The following is a 17,990-nucleotide window of genomic DNA, read 5'->3' on the forward strand; positions in this document are numbered from 1 at the left end:
TCCCTTAAGCCGTGTCTTTATAGCACAGTTTTCCGATTCAACGGCGATATTACCATGTCAGACCAATCCGCACACGAGCCGACTATGGAGGAAATTCTTGCCTCCATTCGCCGCATCATCTCCGAAGATGATGCGCCTGAAGAGGCGGCTGAGGCACCGGCCGAAGTGGCGGTTGCTGAACCGGAACCTGCGCCTGAACCGGAGCCGGAACCGATGGCAGCGTTTGAAGAAGACGAGCCTGAAGATGACGTTCTGGAACTGACCGAGCCTTATGTGGCCGCACCGGTGGCGTCGATTGGTGATCTGGATGCCTATGAACCGGTGGCGGCCGTGGCGCCCCCTGCGCCTAAGCCTGAACCCAAGCCGGTTTATTCGGCACCGGAACCTGATTTTGGCGCGTCGCGTCTGGTCAGCGACCGGACGGAGAGCACGGCGGCGAATGCCTTTGGTGCCCTGACCAATGCCTTGCTGGTGCCGAAAGACGGTCGCACCTTAGAGGACGTCCTTAAAGAACTGATGCGGCCTATGCTTCAGGACTGGCTGGATAAAAATCTGGCCACTATTGTTGAAGAACAAGTCCGCCTTGAAGTCGAGCGTATCGCACGCCAAGCTAGGCGTTAGATTTTTTTTAACGCGCATTTTATCCGAAAACCGCTTCACACTTTTCGGCATGCGCTCTAAGCCCTTCCGCTTCACCACAAATGGTTATAGAGAGAACGGCGTCCATTGCGGGCGCCGTTTTTGTTTTCCCTTCCTGTTTTTATTGTCAAAGCCTGAGCATGTTAGAAAAGACTTTCGATCCGAAATCCGTTGAACCGCGCCTTTATGAGATGTGGGAAACGTCCGGTGCCTTTAAGCCGACTGACAAAGAAGGGGCTGAGAGCTTTTCGATTGTGATACCGCCGCCCAATGTGACGGGATCGCTGCACATCGGCCATGCGCTGAATAATACGCTTCAGGACGTGCTGATCCGCTTTGAGCGGATGCGCGGGAAGGCAGCTTTGTGGCTGCCGGGGACGGATCACGCCGGTATTGCCACTCAGATGGTGGTTGAGCGTCAACTGGCGGCTGCGGGGCAGCAATCGCGCCGGGATATGGGCCGTGAGGCCTTTGTGCAAAAGGTATGGGACTGGAAAGCCGAATCGGGCGGGACGATTGTCGGTCAGTTGCGTCGTCTGGGCGCATCCTGCGATTGGTCGCGGGAGCGCTTTACGCTCGATGAGGGCCTCTCCGCCGCGGTGCGCAAGGTGTTTGTGCAATTGCATAAAGAGGGCCTGATTTACCGCGATAAACGCCTGGTCAACTGGGACCCGTATTTTCAGACGGCGATTTCAGACCTTGAGGTCGAACAAAAGGAAGTCGATGGGGCCTATTATCACTTCGCCTATCCGCTGGCCGATGGCTTGACGTATCAGCATCCGGTCAAGGATGAAGAGGGCAATGAGACCTTTGAGACGCGCGACTATATCGTTGTGGCGACCACCCGCCCTGAAACCATGCTGGGTGATACGGCGGTGGCCGTGCATCCGGATGATGAGCGCTATAAGGGCTTAGTCGGCAAAGAGGTCGTTCTACCGATCGTTGGTCGGCGTATCCCGATTGTGGCCGACGAATACGCTGATCCGGCCAAGGGTTCCGGTGCTGTTAAGATCACGCCCGCCCATGATTTTAACGACTTTCAGGTCGGCAAGCGCCACAACCTTCAGTCTTTAAGCATTTTAGATGGTGAAGCTCGGATTGTTCCAAGCTACTTTAATGCGCCTGAGTATAAAGATATCCCTGATAATCTGCGAGGTTTAGATCGTTTCGCGGCGCGTAAAGCTATCATCGCTGAGATGGAAAATCTGGGGCTACTGAAAGAGATCGAAAAGACCCGTCATATGGTGCCGCATGGTGACCGTTCCGGAGTAGTGATTGAGCCTTATCTGACCGATCAGTGGTACGTCAATGCCGGTGAATTGGCTAAAGACGCGCTTGCGGCTGTCGAAGATGGTCGCACGGTTTTTGAGCCTAAGAACTGGGAGAAGACCTATTTTGAGTGGCTGAAAAACATTGAGCCGTGGTGTGTCTCGCGTCAGCTTTGGTGGGGGCACCGTATTCCTGCGTGGTTCGGCCCGCCTCTTGAAGCTGATAATCCGGACAGATTTGCAGGCAAAATATTTGTAGGCGAGGATCAAGACGAGATTTTAAAACAAGCAAAAGACTACTATGGAAATATTCCAATTTCTTTTGGCAATACATTTACTGCATTCAGGCAAAATGGAGTGATTACGGCTGTTGAGCTTCGTCAGGACGAAGATGTTCTCGACACTTGGTTCTCGTCAGCACTGTGGCCATTTTCGACGATGGGGTGGCCTGAGCAGACCAAAGACCTGGAGCGCTTTTATCCGACCCATACCCTGATTACCGGCTTTGATATCATCTTCTTCTGGGTCGCCCGGATGATGATGATGGGCTTGCATTTTACCGGGAAGGCCCCGTTTGAGCGGGTCTTTATCAATGCGCTGGTCCGCGATGACAAGGGTCAGAAAATGTCCAAGTCCAAGGGCAATGTTATGGACCCGCTGGTGCTGATTGATGAATTCGGCGCCGATGCCTTGCGTTTCACCATGACCGCCATGTCAGGGCAGGGGCGTGATATTAAGCTGGCCAAACAGCGCATCGAAGGCTACCGTAACTTTGGCACCAAGCTATGGAATGCCGCGCGCTTCGCTCAGATGAACGAATGCGCCCATGTCGAAGATTTTGATCCGGCGAACGTAAAATTGACTCTTAGCCGCTGGATACGCGGTGAGGTTCAAAAGACGGTGCAGGCGGTGACCACAGCATTAGAGGCCTGCGCGTTTGATGATGCAGCATCGGCGCTCTATAAATTTGTCTGGAACGTGGTCTGCGATTGGTATCTGGAACTGGCGAAACCGATCCTGAACGGCGATGATGAGGCCGCTAAGGCCGAAATCCGCGCCACGACGGCATGGGTTCTGGATCAGTGCCTGATCCTGCTGCATCCGGTCATGCCGTTCATCACCGAAGAACTGTGGGATAAGACCGCTAACGGCGCACGTCCGAACCACCTGATTGTTCAGACATGGCCTGAGTTTAAGGGCGACTGGATTGATGCGTCGGCTGATGACGAAATTAACTGGCTGATCGACCTGATTTCCGAGGTTCGCTCCATCCGTTCGGAAATGAATGTGCCCGGATCGGCCCGCGCGCCATTAAGCTTAACCGGCGCATCCAGCGTAACCAAGGCTCGCCTTGAAACCCACCGTGATTTGATACTGTTCTTAGGGCGGTTGTCGGAGGTTTCGGTGTCGGAAACGGCTCAGGCGGGGTCTGTACCGTTCGTCAGCGCCGAAGCCACCGCCCATCTGGCGATTGCCGAGTTCATCGATCTCAAGGCCGAGGAAGCGCGCCTGTTGAAAGACATTGCCGCCTTTGACAAGTCGATCGACGGCACGCGCCGTAAACTTGATAATCCCGAATTTGTCAAAAAAGCCCCGGAAGAGGTGATCGAAGAAAACCGCGAACGCTTAGCCGAGGCCGAAGGTGGTAAAGCCAAGCTGGCGGCCGCCCTAGAGCGGCTCAAGGCCGCCCTGTAAGCGGGGCTTTTTAAGCCCCGTAAACGGCGCGATCAGCTTTTCCCGATTAAGCCAGACGATCTGGCTGCCGACCCACAGCATCAACAGCGTGATGCCTAAGCCTGACATCGGAATGATGGGCAGGGCATTGGCGTCCCAATTGTTGATCAGGAGGATCGAGGCGCACATGATCAACAGCCCCCAGGTCACCGCTTGGTATTGTCGCAACCCCAGATGCCGGCTCATCGTCGCCATCAACACCACGGCGGGGGCGATGTAGAGGATGTCGTAATCCATCAGCCGCGGGTTCAGAAGCTGAGCCACACCCAGCCCCAGCATAATGCGCTCAAAGGCCGTGATCTTGCCCCAATGGGCCATGGCAAAGCCCAAAGCCGCGACTGTCACCATGAAAAGCGCGGCTAAAATCAGAGACGGTGTGGAACTGGGTTCCAATCCGATCCACGGCATCCATGAAAAGAAGCCTATGCCGGGTTGTTCGGTCATGACGATCTGATCAAGGCTGGCGCGCCATTCGTCGCTGAGGGGGCCTGCCGATTTAATCAGAGCCAGATAGGCGAGGATTCCGGCGCTGCCCGCCGTGAAGCCGGTCACGAGACGCGATTTTAGCGGACGATCCTGATAGAGCAGCACAATGAAATAGGTCATCAGGGTCGGTTTGAAGAAGGCGCCGAAAATAACGGCCAGTATGAATGGCCAGCGCTGTTTATCTAGCTGCAACGCGCACAACAGAATGATGGCGTGCAGCAATATGCCAATATTGCCAGAGGCGATGCTGCCACCGGTCAGTATGGCGTAGACCGGAATGCGCAGGGCATTGGGCGCATGGGGCATCGCCTTGACCATGCCGACCCAGCCAATAAAGCCCAGAGCTATGGCCAATGCCAGAACATAACTAAGTCTCAGCAGATCATAGCTCAGGGCTTCGATCATGTGGCCAAAAACGCCCGCGATCTGAGGGGCATAAACATAGGGGGTGGCCTTCATGCCCTGACAGAACGGGGTGATATCATAGGGCGAAAGGCCGCGCGTCATATGATCGCCCGCACAGGCCAGCGCATCGAAATCAACCAGCCATGGACGTTCTTTGATAATACGTCCGATGAGCCCACCGATCAAAGGCGACGTAAAGGCAAATATATACCACCCCAGCGCTGTGGGCGAGGTCAGGCGGGACGACAGCCATGCAGGGGCGTCGGTTCTGAAAACCGGTAGTCGGTTAAGCATTGAAATTCACTAAGGCTTGGATGGATTGTTATCTTAGGTTTTCATCCAACTGAGCGTGAATTGAGGCGGAATAAGACCCGAATGTGGTTGCAATTGTGTCGAGCGCGATAAAAAGCGTTTATGCCGTTAGGTTTGAGTAAACTGTGGCGGTAATTACACACTGGGTCTTCTGAGCGACTTTAAAAAGACCTGCATTGTGTCGGGGCCGTGACGTTTGATCAGCTTTAGCCCTGAAAAAATAATCAGCCCGCAGTAGGCAAGCACCGCAAACGCATCGGGTGACCAGCCTTCGATGTCTGCCATTCGTAGCATAAGGGTCGCAAAGGATACGATTACAAAGCTTAAACTGACCCAATGTAACGTCTTGTCTCCTAAAGTCCGGCTGAGGGAAACGACCAGAGCCATGACGGCAGGCAATATCAGAAGGTCATAATCCATCAGACGGGGATTGAGCAGCAGCGCCATGCCCAGTCCCAGCAATATGCGTTCATCCCGTGTGGCGCCCGCGTGTTCAGCTATAAACCATCCGCAAACAGCCATTACAACGGCGAATAACACATATCCCGCCAACGTAAATGGCGAAGAGGCTCCAAGTCCGGCGGCGGCGGCCCAGGCGAAGAAGCTCATGCCGGCCTGTTCGGACACCACAATCTCAGCGATCCGGGCCTGCCAGACATCATATAACGGCCCGGCCGTAGCGAAAATGGACGCGACGACGGCAAGGCCTGTAATCGCTCCAAGGCTGCTGAACCCTAATCGGCTGATTATGGGTTTATCCTGATAGATCAAGACGATCAGATAGGTCAGTAGGGTAGGCTTAATGGCTGAGGCGCAGACGACTGCCAGCAAAAAGGGCCAGCGGGATTTATGAAGTCCAAGGGCTGCCAGAAGAATGACACCGTGCAGAAAAAGGCCGATATTCCCGCTGGCGATCGATGAGCCGGTCAGCAAGCCGCATCCCAGAACTCTCAGTCGCAATGGGACATGATCGAAGCGTTTGCCAAGGCTGTACCATGCCATCAGTAAAATAAGCGGGATGAGAAGGGCGGCATAAGCCAATCGTGCGCCATCAAGCCCGATAGCCTCAATAACAGGGATCAGGGCCTTTCCCACCTGTGGCGCATAGACATAGGCGGCAGGTTTAAGGCCTTCACACATGGGGGCAAGGTCATAGGGCGACAATCCGCGCCGGATGTGATCCGCGCCGCAGAGCAGGGCATCGAAATCATTTAGCCACCACTTGCCCTTTGTCAGGCGCCCAATAAGGCTTGAGGTTACCGGCAAGGTAAAAAAGAACACCATAAGCCCCAAAGACCACCGGCTTCTGGTTTTTTGAGTTAACCAGTCCAGCGCGTTCATGGGTTTGAACGCTCTGGTGGCCGATGTGATAGGGCAGACATTATGGCTTCGGGCACATTTTTGAAAGCCATAAAGCCTACGATCAGGACGTAGAGACTCAAAGCCAGTGTCGCGATGCGCGTGGTATAATCACCGAGTTCAACCGCATTGCCGATAAGCACAAAGACGCAGATCGACGCCAGAACCGTCAATCCTTTGTTCTTGATCCAGTTCATGAGTTTGCTGGATGCAGCTAAGGACTGGCTGTTAAGGGCAATTACCACCAGACCTATACCGATTAAAAATACATCCTGCGACATCAGGCGAGGGATCATCAACACCCCCAAGCTAAGGCCAAGCCATACGCGCTCAGTGGCGGACAATTTCAGGCCTTCGGCAATGGCAAAACCGGCAAGGGTGAGAAGGCCCGCGAACCCAAGAAAACCTAAGCCCGCCAAAGCTCCATCAGCCTTAAGACCGAACAGGGACAGCCAACCGTAATAACTTTCGCCGGGGGTGAGTTGGTAGACGAAGTAAGACAGCGTATCACGCCATTCCTGAGACAAGGCCGAACCGTCGAGAGCGAACAAAACGGTCGGCAGCAGGCCCAAAACCGCCCCGCTGCCAAATAGGATCAGGCGTTTGTAAATGGAGCCCTGCATGAACAGCACCACCGCCAGATAGGTCAGAAAGACGGGCTTTACGCTACCGCAGGCGGCGACAATAGCCACAAATACCCACGGTCCCCACCAAAAGCTGCTGGCGACCAGCAAAGCGCTAAAACCGACCGCCGCATGGCACAGAACGGCAATATTGCCCCACACGACCGCACTGCCGGTCAGGAAGGCTGCGAACGGGATTTTCTGGATCAACGTGGCCGGAGTTGCCTTACGCAGATAGATCAGCCAGGCCAGCGCCAAAAGGCTGAATACATAGATGACGGCATAGAGCGTTTGCAGGTCGGTTTGTCCAAAAATACGCGCCAGAAAGGCCGCCGTATCCGCGATGAACGGCAAATAGACGAAAACCGCTGGACGCATGCCTTCGCAGGCCAACTGAAAATCATAGATAGGCTGTGATTCGATTACCTTTTGGCCCGCACAGGCAATGGCTTGATAGTCACCGAGCCAAGCCTTTGATTTACCTATCTTGCCAATAAGCCCTGAGAGGATAGGCAGGCAAAACAAGAATATTATCGCGTAGTGTTTCACTTTTAGCGTTAAAAGTGTTTTTCCAGAATCAAAAGACACCTACACACCCTATTGGCTGGACATTATCTTGCCGCTATAGCAGGCCATAGGCATTTTTACGAAGAATTAGCTAAATCAGGAGTTTTTTTTGTCGGACGTTGATACCAAGGCAGGGCCCGGCGCACCTGATCTCAGCATGATTATCTGCACCCTCAACGAAGGTGCCGCTATCCGAAGTGTGGTCACAGAGATTTGTGACGCTCTGACGGGTATCGATTACGAGATTATCGTTCTGGACGATGACTCAAAAGATCAGACCCAATCCGAAGTTCTCGATCTGGCCCAGACGAACCCGCGTGTGCATCTGCATGTCCGCTACAATGAGCGTGGCCTGTCGTCGGCGGCGATCATGGGCTGGGACCACGCCCGCGGACGCTATCTGGGGGTGATGGATGGTGACGGTCAGCATGACCCAAAGGCGATTCGCGAAATGGCCGATAAGATCATGGCTGAGAAAAAAGACCTGATGTGCGTCTCGCGTTATTTGGGCGATGCTGATACCGGGCTTAGCTGGTTCCGTGATCTGGGCTCCAGGGCCGCAACCGCAGTATCCGGCTTAGTGCTGAAGGCACCTTTGACCGATCCGTTAAGCGGCTGTTTCATCATGACGCGTGAGTGGTATCTTAAGGCGCGCCCTAAGCTGACCGGAGTTGGATTCAAGATTCTGGTGGATCTGGTGGCATCGGCGTCGGTTCGGCCCAAATTCGGTGAGGTCAAGGCCGCCCTGCGTCAACGCCAGGGGGGTGAATCCAAGCTTGATGTGCGGGTTGTGCTGGATCTGGCGGCGTTATTGGTTGAAAAAGCGACCAATGGCTTCCTGTCGGCACGATTTGTCCTGTTCGGCGTGGTCGGTGTTTCGGGCGTATTTGTTTATGCTCTTGTGCTGGCCTTAAGCCATGCCGTAACGCGCGTGGACGGCGAAATGTCCCTTTATCGTTATCAGGTCAGGTTCGACGACATCATCAATTATGGTCTGGCCATATGGCTATCTATGACCTGGAATTTTTATATCAATAATATCATTACCTTCCGCGATAAACGACTGAGCGGATGGCCCATGGTCACCGGACTGATCGGGTTCTATTTTGCGTGCAGTATCGGGGCTTTGTTGAGCCTTGGGGTCGCTATTTTGCTAAAGGACTACCTGGGGGTTCACTGGTTTGCCGCAGGTGTTAGCGCGGCACTTTTGAGCGGGGTTTGGAATTACTGGGGTGCCAAAGCCTTTGCCTGGAACCGTAAGAAGGGCGTCTAAAAAATCACCCTCCGCGCCCCATAGTGTAAAGGGGGGCGCAGAGGGTGGGGGTAAGGTCCGGAAACCAGCGGGGGATAAGGGGAGGAGCGGGAAGCCGATCCCCGGACCTTATCTATTACCAGCGGTCGCTACGGCGGTCGTAGCGGTCGTCATGACGATCACGGCGATCATCGTAACGGTCGTAGCGGTCATTACCGTAGCTGGTTTGGCGATACTCATAACGCGGGCGGCCATAGCCGTTGTTTTGATAACCGCTATTGTAGCGTGGTTCACAATCGGCGTTGCTCTTACCGACCTGCGAACCTACAGCGGCCCCAAGAACGGCGCCCAGAATAGTGCCTTCGGTCTTGGCGTTACGGGCAGATACCCCGTTACCCAAGGCCGCACCGGCGACGGCACCGATAATCGCGCCATTGGCCTTACCGTTTGAGCGATCAACCGAACAGGTGTTATAACGGTCGCGGGCCGAAGCGGTTACGGGGGCGGCGACGGTGGTGATCATGGTGGCGGCCGCCAGGGCCGACAAAGCGATCTTACGTGTCTTGGTAATCTTCAACATGGTTTGCTCCTTTAACTTGAAAGGCGGTGGTGAAGAACCTTTCATCACCGTTGTTGAGGACCTTTATAAGCTCTCCAATATGAACGGGATTTGAGACGTTCGTTCATTTTCGTTCATGTTCAAAGATGCTATATTTTAAATTATTGTATTAAATCATAATCTTATTAGTTGTTGCGGGCTGCGTATTTGGTGGTTGGTGAAAATAATTCAGATTTTTCGGGACTAAAACCGGCCTAAATTTCGCCAGCCCTTCTCAAATCCTTGCTAAGGCCCTATGAGAAGCCTCCTTCACGTCAGTTTGAGTTCAAAGCCTATGGCGCAACAAACCTTATCGATTGCCCATATAGGGTTTCAGGGCGACGGCATCACCGCCGATGGCGTATTTGTGCCGCTCACTCTTCCGAACGAAACGGTGCGCGCTGAAATCCACAAAGACCGCGCCGATCTGATCGAAGTGCTTGCCCCAAGTGCGGAGCGCGTAGCGCCCCTTTGCCGCCATTTCAGCCGCTGCGGCGGCTGTGCGCTTCAGCATTGGGAGATGAACGCCTATAGCGCGTGGAAGCACGATCTGGTGGCATCTATGCTGACCAAGGCTGGCCTTGAAACGTCGGTTGAGCCGATACTGACCACGCCGCCTCATACACGCCGGCGCGTCGGGCTTCATGCCAAACGCATCAACGGCCCAAAAGGCACGTTCCGGGTCGAACTGGGCTTTAAGATGCGCAAGTCCTGGGATCAGGTGCGTATCGAAGAATGCCCGGTGGCCGACCCGCGTATTGTGGCAGCGCTTCCACACCTGACCGAACTGGCGCAGGCGCTGTTTGAACACCCTAAGTCAGCCCCCATTTTGAATGTAACAGTCTCCGAAACGGGGCTCGATATCGACATTCGCGGTGTAGAGCGCTCCAAAAGCGGAGGCTTGAGCGCGGACGGGCGGATGCAGATTGCCATGACCGCATCGGCGGCTGATTTTGCGCGCGTCACGATGTCTGATGAAATTCAATATATGGCCAGAGCGCCGCAGGTGCGCTTTGGGCGGGCGATGGTCGATCTGCCGTTTGCCCCTTTTTTGCAGGCCAGTCCAAAATCGGAAGCCGACATGGTGCGTCTGGTCACGCAGGCTGTGGCGGGCGCCAAGAAGGTGGCCGATCTGTTTTGCGGATCGGGCACCTTTACTTTCCCGCTGGCGGAGCAGGCGGTGGTCTATGCGGCTGACGGGGCGGCGGGTGCTATTGGGGCCTTGAAATCGGCAATGGGCCGGGTCTCTGGACTTAAGACCATAACGGCTGAGGTGCGCGATCTTTACCGGCGTCCTATGCTGGCGGCGGAAATGAACGGATTTGACGCGATTGTCTTTGATCCGCCGCGCGCAGGCGCCGAAGATCAGGCCCGTGAGATTGCCCTGTCATCCGTCAAACGTGTGGTGGCTGTTAGTTGTAATCCGCAGACCTTTATCCGCGATGTGCGCATCCTTCGTGATGCCGGATTTGCTCTCGATAGCGTAGCACCGATTGATCAGTTTCTGTGGTCGGGCCATGTCGAGGTGATCGGGGTGTTGTCACGATGATATCGGTCATCATCCCCACGATCGATGCCGAAGATTCGCTGGTGCGCACATTAAGCGCGCTGGTTCCGGGGGTAGTTGAGGGGCTGATCAAAGAAGTTATTGTGGTCGATGGCGGCTCAACCGATGCGACCTTAGAGATTGCCGACTCAACCGGCTGCCGCATCGTTCATGCCGATGCCAGTAGAGGCCTGCAACTGTGGCAGGGTTGTCGTGAGGCGCGGGGGGATTGGTTGTTGATCCTGCACTCGGACTCACAGTTGGGTGAGGGCTGGATGGATCAGATTCACCTGCATATGCGCCAATACCCGCAGCGTGCAGGTTATTTTCGGCTTACCTTTGATGATCCGTCATGGCTGGCGGCATTTTGGGCTGAGGCGTTGGCGTTTCGGGCGCGCTGGTTTGGCGCGCCATCCGGGGATCACGGCCTGTTTATGTCGCGCGCACTCTATGATGCAGTGGGCGGTTATAAGGATCAGGCGGCCTATGAAGCCCTGAGCATGGATCTGGCTCTGGGACGGGCGCGATTGAGGCCGATACCGACGCCGCTGATTACCAGTGGTGAGCGTTTCAAACGCAAAGGCTGGGCCTTTTCTCAGATTGGTAAAGGCTGGAGTTTTATCGCTTATTTGATGGGCTTTCCGCCTAAGCCACCGAAGCGAGCCTAGTTCAAGCTAATCGCACGAACGTCCTGAGCCGCATGTTTCAGGCTTTTGGGTGTTTCTCCCATCAAATGGCTATAGATCCAGTAGGCGGCGATAACCTCTTCGACATATTGCCGGGTTTGAGCCACTGGGATTGATTCCATGATCAGGAGCGCATCGGCGTCTGGACCCAGCGCGTTGACGGCGTCCTGAACCGGTCGGGGGCCCGCATTATAAGCCGCAACCGCGCGCAGTATGTCGCCACCAATGGGTTTGGCGGCCAGAAGGCGCTGAATATATTCCTGGCCTATGGTCAGATTAGTTTCCGGATCAAGCAGGGCGGCGGGTTTGGTGAGCAGCTTTTTGTCCCCGGTAACCAAAGCGGCCGTAGCGGGCATAAGTTGCATAAGCCCGTAAGCACCGGCATAGCTTTGGGCCTTGGGGTTAAACTTGCTTTCCTTACGCGCAATGGCAAAAACCAGAGCCTTATCGATAGCGAATCCACCTTTGGGTTCGTAGTCAGGTTGCAGGTAGGACGACGAATCAAACAGGCGATCAGAGCTTTTCAACTTGGATACCGACAGCTTGTGATAGGTCGCCAGAGCCAGCCAGTGATTACGCGTCGTATCATCGGAAGCACGCTGCATGGCATCCTGCAACTCTGCGCGTGCATCATTGGTGCGGCCGATCTGCATCAGGGTGGTGACACGCTTGGCCTGATCGTTGGTTTTCGTCCACTCGAAGTCATCGGATAAGGTGCGTGCCAGATTGCGCGGATCGTTGCTAAGCGCGGGCGGGAGGCCTTTTTGAGCCAGCGCCACCGCCGGTTCAATCCCTAAGCGTTGCTCTGCGACCAGACCGTAGAATGTGAACGGGAACGAAGCGGCGATACGCAAATAACGATCAGCTTCATCCTTTTGGTTCTGCATCAAGGCTGCGCGCGCGGCCCAATAGGCAGCACCAGACTGGCTCCACGCGTTCTGGCTTGGGTCATTGATGACGAAGTCGAAATGCTTTTCGGCCTCGGTGTAGCGTTTAAGGCGATAGGATGCGAGGCCGGCAACCCAGCGATCGCCGACTTGCACACCAAGTTTAACCGCCTGCTCTAACTGATTGTTATTATAAGCGGAGCGTGCCGATTTGGGCGTCAGGGACGAATCTGGATTAAGGCTGCCGCTGGTCGATTCGGTCCGACTTGGTTCGGGACGATCAAACATCGCCGCCACCGCGTTGATACCGGCTACGGGGTTCAGGCTGGCCAGTCTTAGCGAATCCGAATCCCCTCTGGGAGAGGCTTTGGCGAGCGCGGGTAACGGCGGATCACTTTCACCGTCAGGTTTTTTGCGTTTGGCCAAAGACCAGACGCGCATGGACATCGGCAGATCCGAGTAACGCTCAAGCCACGCCGTTAACTCGCCGTAAGACGAGGAATAATTACCGTTGAAGAGTTTGTAAAACTCCAGATAACCTTTGAGCGTTTCATCAGCAATCTGAGAGCTTTTTTCCTGAGCGCCTTCAAAATCACCCTTGGCGATCAGGTTGAAGGCCTGATCATAGCGCTCGGCATCCCACGGCGTAATGTTGCCGGTTGCCGGCTGTCCCTTGGCAATCAGAGTTGGCAATACCGGCGCGGCTACGGCAATGGCCTGATAGGGCACCGGCTGATTTGGCGTAGCGATAAGCGGCTCAGGTCGGGGGGGCGTAGGCTTAACGGGATCAACTTTTGCAGGCGTTGTTTTTTTAGTCTCAGAAGATTTCTCTTTAGTAGATTTTTTGGAAGCTTTTTCGATTTTAGCCTTCGAATCTGCTTTGGATTTTGCAACGGTCTTGGACTTTGATGTGGCTTTAGCCGGTGTGGCCGTCTCTTTTGATGGCTTGGATTCGGCGGCCATAGCGCTATGGCAAAAACCCGCGACCATGAATAGGCCTGTCGCAGAAATCAATAAGGATTTTCGCAGGTTGCGGCTTAAAGTAAGCGCATAAGCAAGGCTGTGATCAAGTCTCAAGATGTCCCTCCGTCAGGGTGTATCCGAAATTGGCGCCACAGCGCTACATAAAGAACTAAGTGGTGAAGGTACCGAATTAATAAGCGTTAAGCAAGCCTTTGGGACATTTCCAGCAGATCGCGCCACACAAATGCCTTTGCCATAGGCTGTTTCACCAACAGGGACGGATGGAAGCTCGCGCGTAAAACCGGGCTATGATCACCGATAAGCGGCTTGAAACTAAGGTCTTTTCCGCGCAGTTTCTGAATGCCGTCCGTCACATCCAGAACCACCTTAACGGCGGCGGGGCCCATGAGCCAAACAGCATCGGGCTTAATTATTGAGATGAAACTATGTAAGAATGGCGACATCAGGGCTGCGTCCGAATCCGTAAGAGGTCGGTTGCCGGCAGGGCGCCAAAAGACAGCCGGCAGGGCGTAAAAGTGATCGCTCACTCCCGCTTGCGACAGCATCTGATCAAGCATCTTGCCCGATTTTCCACCAAAGGCCAGACCGGATTCATCTTCCTCGGCATCTGGTGCATCGCCGATGATCAGCAAGCGAGCATTGGGATTACCCCGGCCCTTGACCAGATTTTTGCCGCCCTCATACCGCAGAGGCAGCGCTTCGAACTTTGACAGGTTGGCATAAAGCTCGTCCAGATTGGTGGCTGTGCTGGCCAGATGGCGCGCCTGATTAAGGGCAATCTCCGGATCGAAATGACGCAGATTCTCCGGCACCAAAGCATTCAGGTTGACGTTAACCGGGGTCTGCGCTACTTGATTGTTGACGTTCGCGGAAACTTTTCCGGCGGGCGTTTTAGCGGTTAAGCGGGGTTTATTCTCAAGAAGGGTTCGGTTAATAGGTTGGAATTCATAGGCTTCCGCAACGTCATGATCCATCCAAAAGCCGAGATAGCTTTCAAGCGCCTTGACGGCGTCATGGGGAGCAGACAGAGACAAGACGGAACCCTATTGAATACAATGTGTTTTGGCAGTCATAGCTTTACGGGCAATCGGCGTCGAAATCAAACCAAAGTGCGTATGATATAAAAGGCGAAAAAGCTTATGTCTGAGGCGATGGAACGCGAAAGCATGGAATACGATGTCGTGATCGTCGGTGGCGGTCCGGCGGGCCTTTCGGCGGCGATACGATTGAAGCAGCGGGCTGAAAAAGCCGGTGCCGATATTAGCGTGGCTTTGCTTGAAAAAGGTTCGGAAATCGGGGCGCATATTCTGTCAGGGGCGGTGATGGACCCGGCGGGTCTTGAAAAGCTTTTTCCTGACTGGAAGACGATGGGCGCGCCGCTTGAAACCGCGGTGACTGAGGATAAGTTCATTTATCTGGGACCGCATGGCGCGCTCGATATTTCGTGGCTACCCATGCCCGATTATATGAAAAACCACGGCTGTTACATTGGGTCGCTCGGTAATTTGACACGCTGGATGGCGGAACAGGCCGAAGGGCTTGGGGTTGAGATATATCCGGGCATGGCCTGTTCGGAAGTGCTTTATGACGATAATGGCGCGGTTACCGGTGTGGTCGCGGGTGTGTTCGGCCTTGATCGCAAGGGTGCGCCCAAGCCGGATTTCCAGCCCGGCCTTGAGCTTAGGGCCAAGTATACTTTTTTTGCCGAAGGTGTGCGCGGATCACTGTCGCAACAGGTGATCAAAAAATACGAGCTCGATAAGGGGGCTGATTACCAGAAATATGGTATTGGTCTGAAAGAGTTATGGAAAATACCTAAGCATAAACATAAGCCCGGATACGTTCAGCATACGCTAGGCTGGCCGCTTGATGACAAGACCGGCGGCGGATCGTTCATGTACCATTTCGGTGAGGAATACGTCTCGATCGGCTTTGTGGTTCACCTGAACTACCAGAACCCGTACCTGTCGCCGTTCGATGAGTTCCAGCGTTTCAAGCAGCATCCGGTTATTCGTGAACACTTGGAAGGCGGGACGCGTATTTCTTATGGCGCGCGCGCCATCTCCGAAGGTGGTTTTCAGTCGGTTCCGAAGCTGAATTTCCCGGGCGGATTACTGATCGGGGACGGGGCGGGTTTTGTGAACGTACCGCGTATCAAAGGCAGCCATAATGCTATCAAAACCGGGATTCTGGCGGCTGACGCGGCTTTTGAAGCCTTAACCGATACGGCTAAAGCCCCCGCCAACCGCAGCCTTGAGACGTATCAGTCGGCCTATGACAAATCCGATGTCGCCAAAGAACTCAAGCTGGTGCGCAATGTAAAGCCGATTTTAACGCGCTTTGGCACCGGGTTAGGCACAGTTCTGGGCGGGATTGAGATGCACGTCACTAAGCTTTTGGGCGGCGTATCGGTGCTGGGCACCCTGAAACACGGCAAATCCGATGCTCAGTCGCTCAAACCTGCGGCCGGTTTCACGCCGATAGATTATCCTAAGCCCGACGGCGTTTTAAGCTTTGATAAACTGTCGTCTGTTTTCATTTCCAATACGAACCACGAAGAAGATCAGCCGGTTCATCTGACCCTTAAAGATGAACGTGTGCCGATCGACATCAACCTGGCTAAATATGCTGAGCCCGCGCAACGCTATTGCCCAGCAGGGGTTTATGAAATTGTTGGATTGGAAGAAAACAAGCCGCGCTTACAGATCAACGCCCAGAATTGCGTTCATTGTAAGACGTGCGATATCAAAGATCCGACACAAAATATTGTTTGGGTGACGCCTGAAGGCGGGGGTGGCCCGAACTATCCAAATATGTAATGGTGAGCTTAGTTGCACACCCGTCGTTGAAAGTTTTACCTGATGGATCAGATACTGCCGCGCTTTTCACGTAATTCGTTGGTGGCGGGCCTGTTATTAACGGCGGGTATCTTTAGTGCAAATCCGGCATTGGCGGCACCTGCGGGTGAGGGACGGGTGAAGTTCGCAAAAGCTTCACCCAACAGCGCTTACGGTGAATATCTGGTCGGTAAATATGCCGTGTCGCGCGGTGATACCATGGTCGCTGCCGAGTCGCTGATTTCGGCCGCCAAAGCCGATCCCTTGAATGAAAGCCTTAGAGAAAAAGCCTTTATTGCTGCCCTTTTGAGCGGTGATATTGACTATGCTGTTTCTTCTCGGCCAACAAATTCAGAGAGCCCGCGCTACATTCAGGCCCTGGGTGATTTGGCAGTGGCCGTTGATTACATCAAGGCCAACAAACCGGCAAAAGCGGGTGAGGCGCTGGATGAAATGCTGGCCCTGCAATCACAGAACCGTACCGGTGCCTTGCTGAGGCCGTGGGTATATGCCCTTGATAGCAAATGGGATCAGGCCTTGTCTGGGGCCCCGCAATCGAGAGACCGGCTGTTGTCACTGTTCGGGGCACTAGATCAGGCGGTCTTATCTGAAATTCGTGGCAAGACCGATGAAGCCGAAGCGCTCTATAAGGAGCTTTATCAGCCGGGGGCTGTCGGCGTATTTTTTGGGCCAAGCTATGGCGCGTTTCTGGAGCGCCGTGGACGTAAGGATGAAGCGCTGAAAATCTATCAGGATATTGCCGCCATTTCGCCGGATGTCCTGACGGAACAATCGATCATACGCATTCAGTCCGGCAGTTCGGATAAGCCGCCGCTACCCAGCCTCAAGCAAGGCATTGCCGATACGTTATTCATGTCAGCCACACTTTACCTGACTGAGCAGCAGGTCGAGATGGCCCTGACGTCGCTTAGGTTATCGCTTTATCTTAATCCGGATCAGGATCGGGCTAAGATATTGCTGGGGCAAATCCACGGTAAGATGCGCGATTTTAATTACGCGCAAAAGGTATGGGCTGAAATCGAGCCTAATTCGCCGTTCTATCGTGAGGCCCGGATGCGGTTGGCGTGGAGTCTCAATGACCACGATCAAAAAGATCAGGCCTTTGAGATTTTAGCGAACCTTTCCAAGGTTGATCCGCAAAATCTTGATCTGACGGTTCAGATGGCGGATATCCTGCGCGCCCAAAGCAAATATCAATCCGGGCTCGATTTGATCCGTGATCGCGTCAAGACCTATGGGGATGGCGACTTTACGTGGCAGGCCTGGTTCATGCAGGCCGTCCTTTATGACCAGTTAGGGCAGTGGGACATGGCCGAAAGTGCCGTCAAAAAGGCTAAAGCTCTGGCACCTGACCGGCCTGAAGTGCTGAATTTTCTGGGCTACGGCTGGATCGAACGCAATATGCACGTCAAGGACGGCATGGAATTGGTGCGTAAGGCATTGGAGGCTGATCCGAAATCAGGGGCTATGATGGATTCGCTGGGGTGGGGCTATTATCGTCTCGGCGAATATGATCAGGCGCTGGACTGGATCGAGCAGGCTATTTTGCTGGAACCGTCTGACCCGGAAGTGAATGAGCATCTGGGCGATGTTTACCGTGCGTTAGGGCGTGGCGATGAGGCGCGATATCAGTGGCAGCGCGTGTTAACGCTTGAGGGGGCCAGCGAAAAGCAACTGGCCTCGGTCAAGCAAAAACTCGGTGATACCGAAGTTAAGGCCAAGAGCACCGTGGCTTCGGTCGATGCGCCGGCATCCGCCAAGGTCGTCACCCCTAAGCCCTGATATC

Annotated in this window: 13 protein-coding genes; 7 read left to right on the top strand and 6 right to left on the bottom strand. The window is 54.3% G+C overall.

All coding sequences use genetic code 11. The features are described from left to right. Positions 1-54: 54 nt before the first annotated feature. Both IE102_RS11765 and IE102_RS11770 read left to right on the top strand, forming a co-directional pair. Positions 55-621 (top strand): DUF2497 domain-containing protein, encoded by a 567-nt coding sequence (locus tag IE102_RS11765; protein ID WP_189486851.1) that lies wholly within the window; start codon positions 55-57, stop codon positions 619-621. Positions 622-779: 158 nt separating this feature from the next. Then, a complete protein-coding gene (locus tag IE102_RS11770; RefSeq protein WP_189486858.1) occupies positions 780-3,602 on the top strand; it encodes a valine--tRNA ligase in 2,823 nt (940 codons plus the stop codon). Here the strand turns inward: IE102_RS11770 and IE102_RS11775 are convergent. The 3 genes from IE102_RS11775 to IE102_RS11785 all read right to left on the bottom strand — a co-directional run bounded on the left by IE102_RS11775 (position 3,576) and on the right by IE102_RS11785 (position 7,204). Continuing rightward, on the bottom strand, positions 3,576-4,826 hold the full coding sequence (locus tag IE102_RS11775) for a hypothetical protein (protein ID WP_189486860.1): 1,251 nt from the start codon (positions 4,824-4,826) through the stop codon (positions 3,576-3,578). The two genes, IE102_RS11770 and IE102_RS11775, sit on opposite strands and share 27 nt — an antisense overlap. Before the next feature lie 153 nt (positions 4,827-4,979). Further along, positions 4,980-6,128 (bottom strand): hypothetical protein, encoded by a 1,149-nt coding sequence (locus tag IE102_RS11780; protein WP_189486862.1) that lies wholly within the window; start codon positions 6,126-6,128, stop codon positions 4,980-4,982. A 53-nt stretch (positions 6,129-6,181) separates the two neighbouring features. Next, entirely contained in the window at positions 6,182-7,204 is a 1,023-nt protein-coding gene (locus IE102_RS11785; RefSeq protein ID WP_189486864.1) for a hypothetical protein, read from the bottom strand. A gap of 298 nt (positions 7,205-7,502) precedes the next feature. Between IE102_RS11785 and IE102_RS11790 the strand changes: the two genes are divergently transcribed. Next, positions 7,503-8,666 carry a glycosyltransferase gene (locus IE102_RS11790; RefSeq protein WP_229807726.1) on the top strand — a complete coding sequence of 388 codons (1,164 nt, stop codon included), beginning with the start codon at positions 7,503-7,505 and terminating at the stop codon, positions 8,664-8,666. A gap of 115 nt (positions 8,667-8,781) precedes the next feature. Here IE102_RS11790 and IE102_RS11795 read toward each other — a convergent pair whose 3' ends face one another. Next, positions 8,782-9,225 (bottom strand): glycine zipper 2TM domain-containing protein, encoded by a 444-nt coding sequence (locus tag IE102_RS11795; protein ID WP_189486866.1) that lies wholly within the window; start codon positions 9,223-9,225, stop codon positions 8,782-8,784. Positions 9,226-9,538: 313 nt separating this feature from the next. Between IE102_RS11795 and IE102_RS11800 the strand changes: the two genes are divergently transcribed. Then, the gene (locus tag IE102_RS11800; RefSeq protein WP_189486868.1) at positions 9,539-10,792 is read left to right on the top strand and encodes a class I SAM-dependent RNA methyltransferase; all 1,254 of its coding nucleotides are present in this window, start codon (positions 9,539-9,541) and stop codon (positions 10,790-10,792) included. Then, on the top strand, positions 10,789-11,457 hold the full coding sequence (locus IE102_RS11805; protein WP_189486870.1) for a glycosyltransferase: 669 nt from the start codon (positions 10,789-10,791) through the stop codon (positions 11,455-11,457). The genes IE102_RS11800 and IE102_RS11805 overlap by 4 nt, the downstream gene beginning before the upstream one ends. Here IE102_RS11805 and IE102_RS11810 read toward each other — a convergent pair. Further along, positions 11,454-13,352, bottom strand: a complete 1,899-nt coding sequence (locus IE102_RS11810; protein WP_189486872.1) for a lytic transglycosylase domain-containing protein — start codon at positions 13,350-13,352, stop codon at positions 11,454-11,456. The two genes, IE102_RS11805 and IE102_RS11810, sit on opposite strands and share 4 nt — an antisense overlap. Before the next feature lie 173 nt (positions 13,353-13,525). After that, on the bottom strand, positions 13,526-14,380 hold the full coding sequence (locus IE102_RS11815) for a uracil-DNA glycosylase (protein WP_189486874.1): 855 nt from the start codon (positions 14,378-14,380) through the stop codon (positions 13,526-13,528). A gap of 105 nt (positions 14,381-14,485) precedes the next feature. Between IE102_RS11815 and IE102_RS11820 the strand changes: the two genes are divergently transcribed. Further along, on the top strand, positions 14,486-16,165 hold the full coding sequence (locus IE102_RS11820; protein WP_189486876.1) for an electron transfer flavoprotein-ubiquinone oxidoreductase: 1,680 nt from the start codon (positions 14,486-14,488) through the stop codon (positions 16,163-16,165). 42 nt (positions 16,166-16,207) lie between these two features. Next, the gene (locus IE102_RS11825; RefSeq protein ID WP_189486877.1) at positions 16,208-17,986 is read left to right on the top strand and encodes a tetratricopeptide repeat protein; all 1,779 of its coding nucleotides are present in this window, start codon (positions 16,208-16,210) and stop codon (positions 17,984-17,986) included. The last annotated feature ends 4 nt before the right edge of the window (positions 17,987-17,990 follow it).

The organism is Asticcacaulis endophyticus, assembly GCF_014652575.1.
Taxonomy (GTDB): Bacteria; Pseudomonadota; Alphaproteobacteria; order Caulobacterales; family Caulobacteraceae; genus Asticcacaulis; species Asticcacaulis endophyticus.

Excerpts from the sequence above, each read along its gene's own strand:
- IE102_RS11820 (WP_189486876.1), top strand. The coding sequence starts at position 14,486 with ATGTCTGAGGCGATGGAACGCGAAAGCATGGAATACGATGTCGTGATC.
- IE102_RS11775 (WP_189486860.1), bottom strand. The coding sequence starts at position 4,826 with ATGCTTAACCGACTACCGGTTTTCAGAACCGACGCCCCTGCATGGCTG.
- IE102_RS11825 (WP_189486877.1), top strand. The coding sequence starts at position 16,208 with ATGGATCAGATACTGCCGCGCTTTTCACGTAATTCGTTGGTGGCGGGC.
- IE102_RS11765 (WP_189486851.1), top strand. The coding sequence starts at position 55 with ATGTCAGACCAATCCGCACACGAGCCGACTATGGAGGAAATTCTTGCC.
- IE102_RS11805 (WP_189486870.1), top strand. The coding sequence starts at position 10,789 with ATGATATCGGTCATCATCCCCACGATCGATGCCGAAGATTCGCTGGTG.
- IE102_RS11770 (WP_189486858.1), top strand. The coding sequence starts at position 780 with ATGTTAGAAAAGACTTTCGATCCGAAATCCGTTGAACCGCGCCTTTAT.
- IE102_RS11785 (WP_189486864.1), bottom strand. The coding sequence starts at position 7,204 with ATGCGTCCAGCGGTTTTCGTCTATTTGCCGTTCATCGCGGATACGGCG.
- IE102_RS11800 (WP_189486868.1), top strand. The coding sequence starts at position 9,539 with ATGGCGCAACAAACCTTATCGATTGCCCATATAGGGTTTCAGGGCGAC.
- IE102_RS11810 (WP_189486872.1), bottom strand. The coding sequence starts at position 13,352 with ATGGTCGCGGGTTTTTGCCATAGCGCTATGGCCGCCGAATCCAAGCCA.
- IE102_RS11795 (WP_189486866.1), bottom strand. The coding sequence starts at position 9,225 with ATGTTGAAGATTACCAAGACACGTAAGATCGCTTTGTCGGCCCTGGCG.
- IE102_RS11780 (WP_189486862.1), bottom strand. The coding sequence starts at position 6,128 with ATGGTGTTCTTTTTTACCTTGCCGGTAACCTCAAGCCTTATTGGGCGC.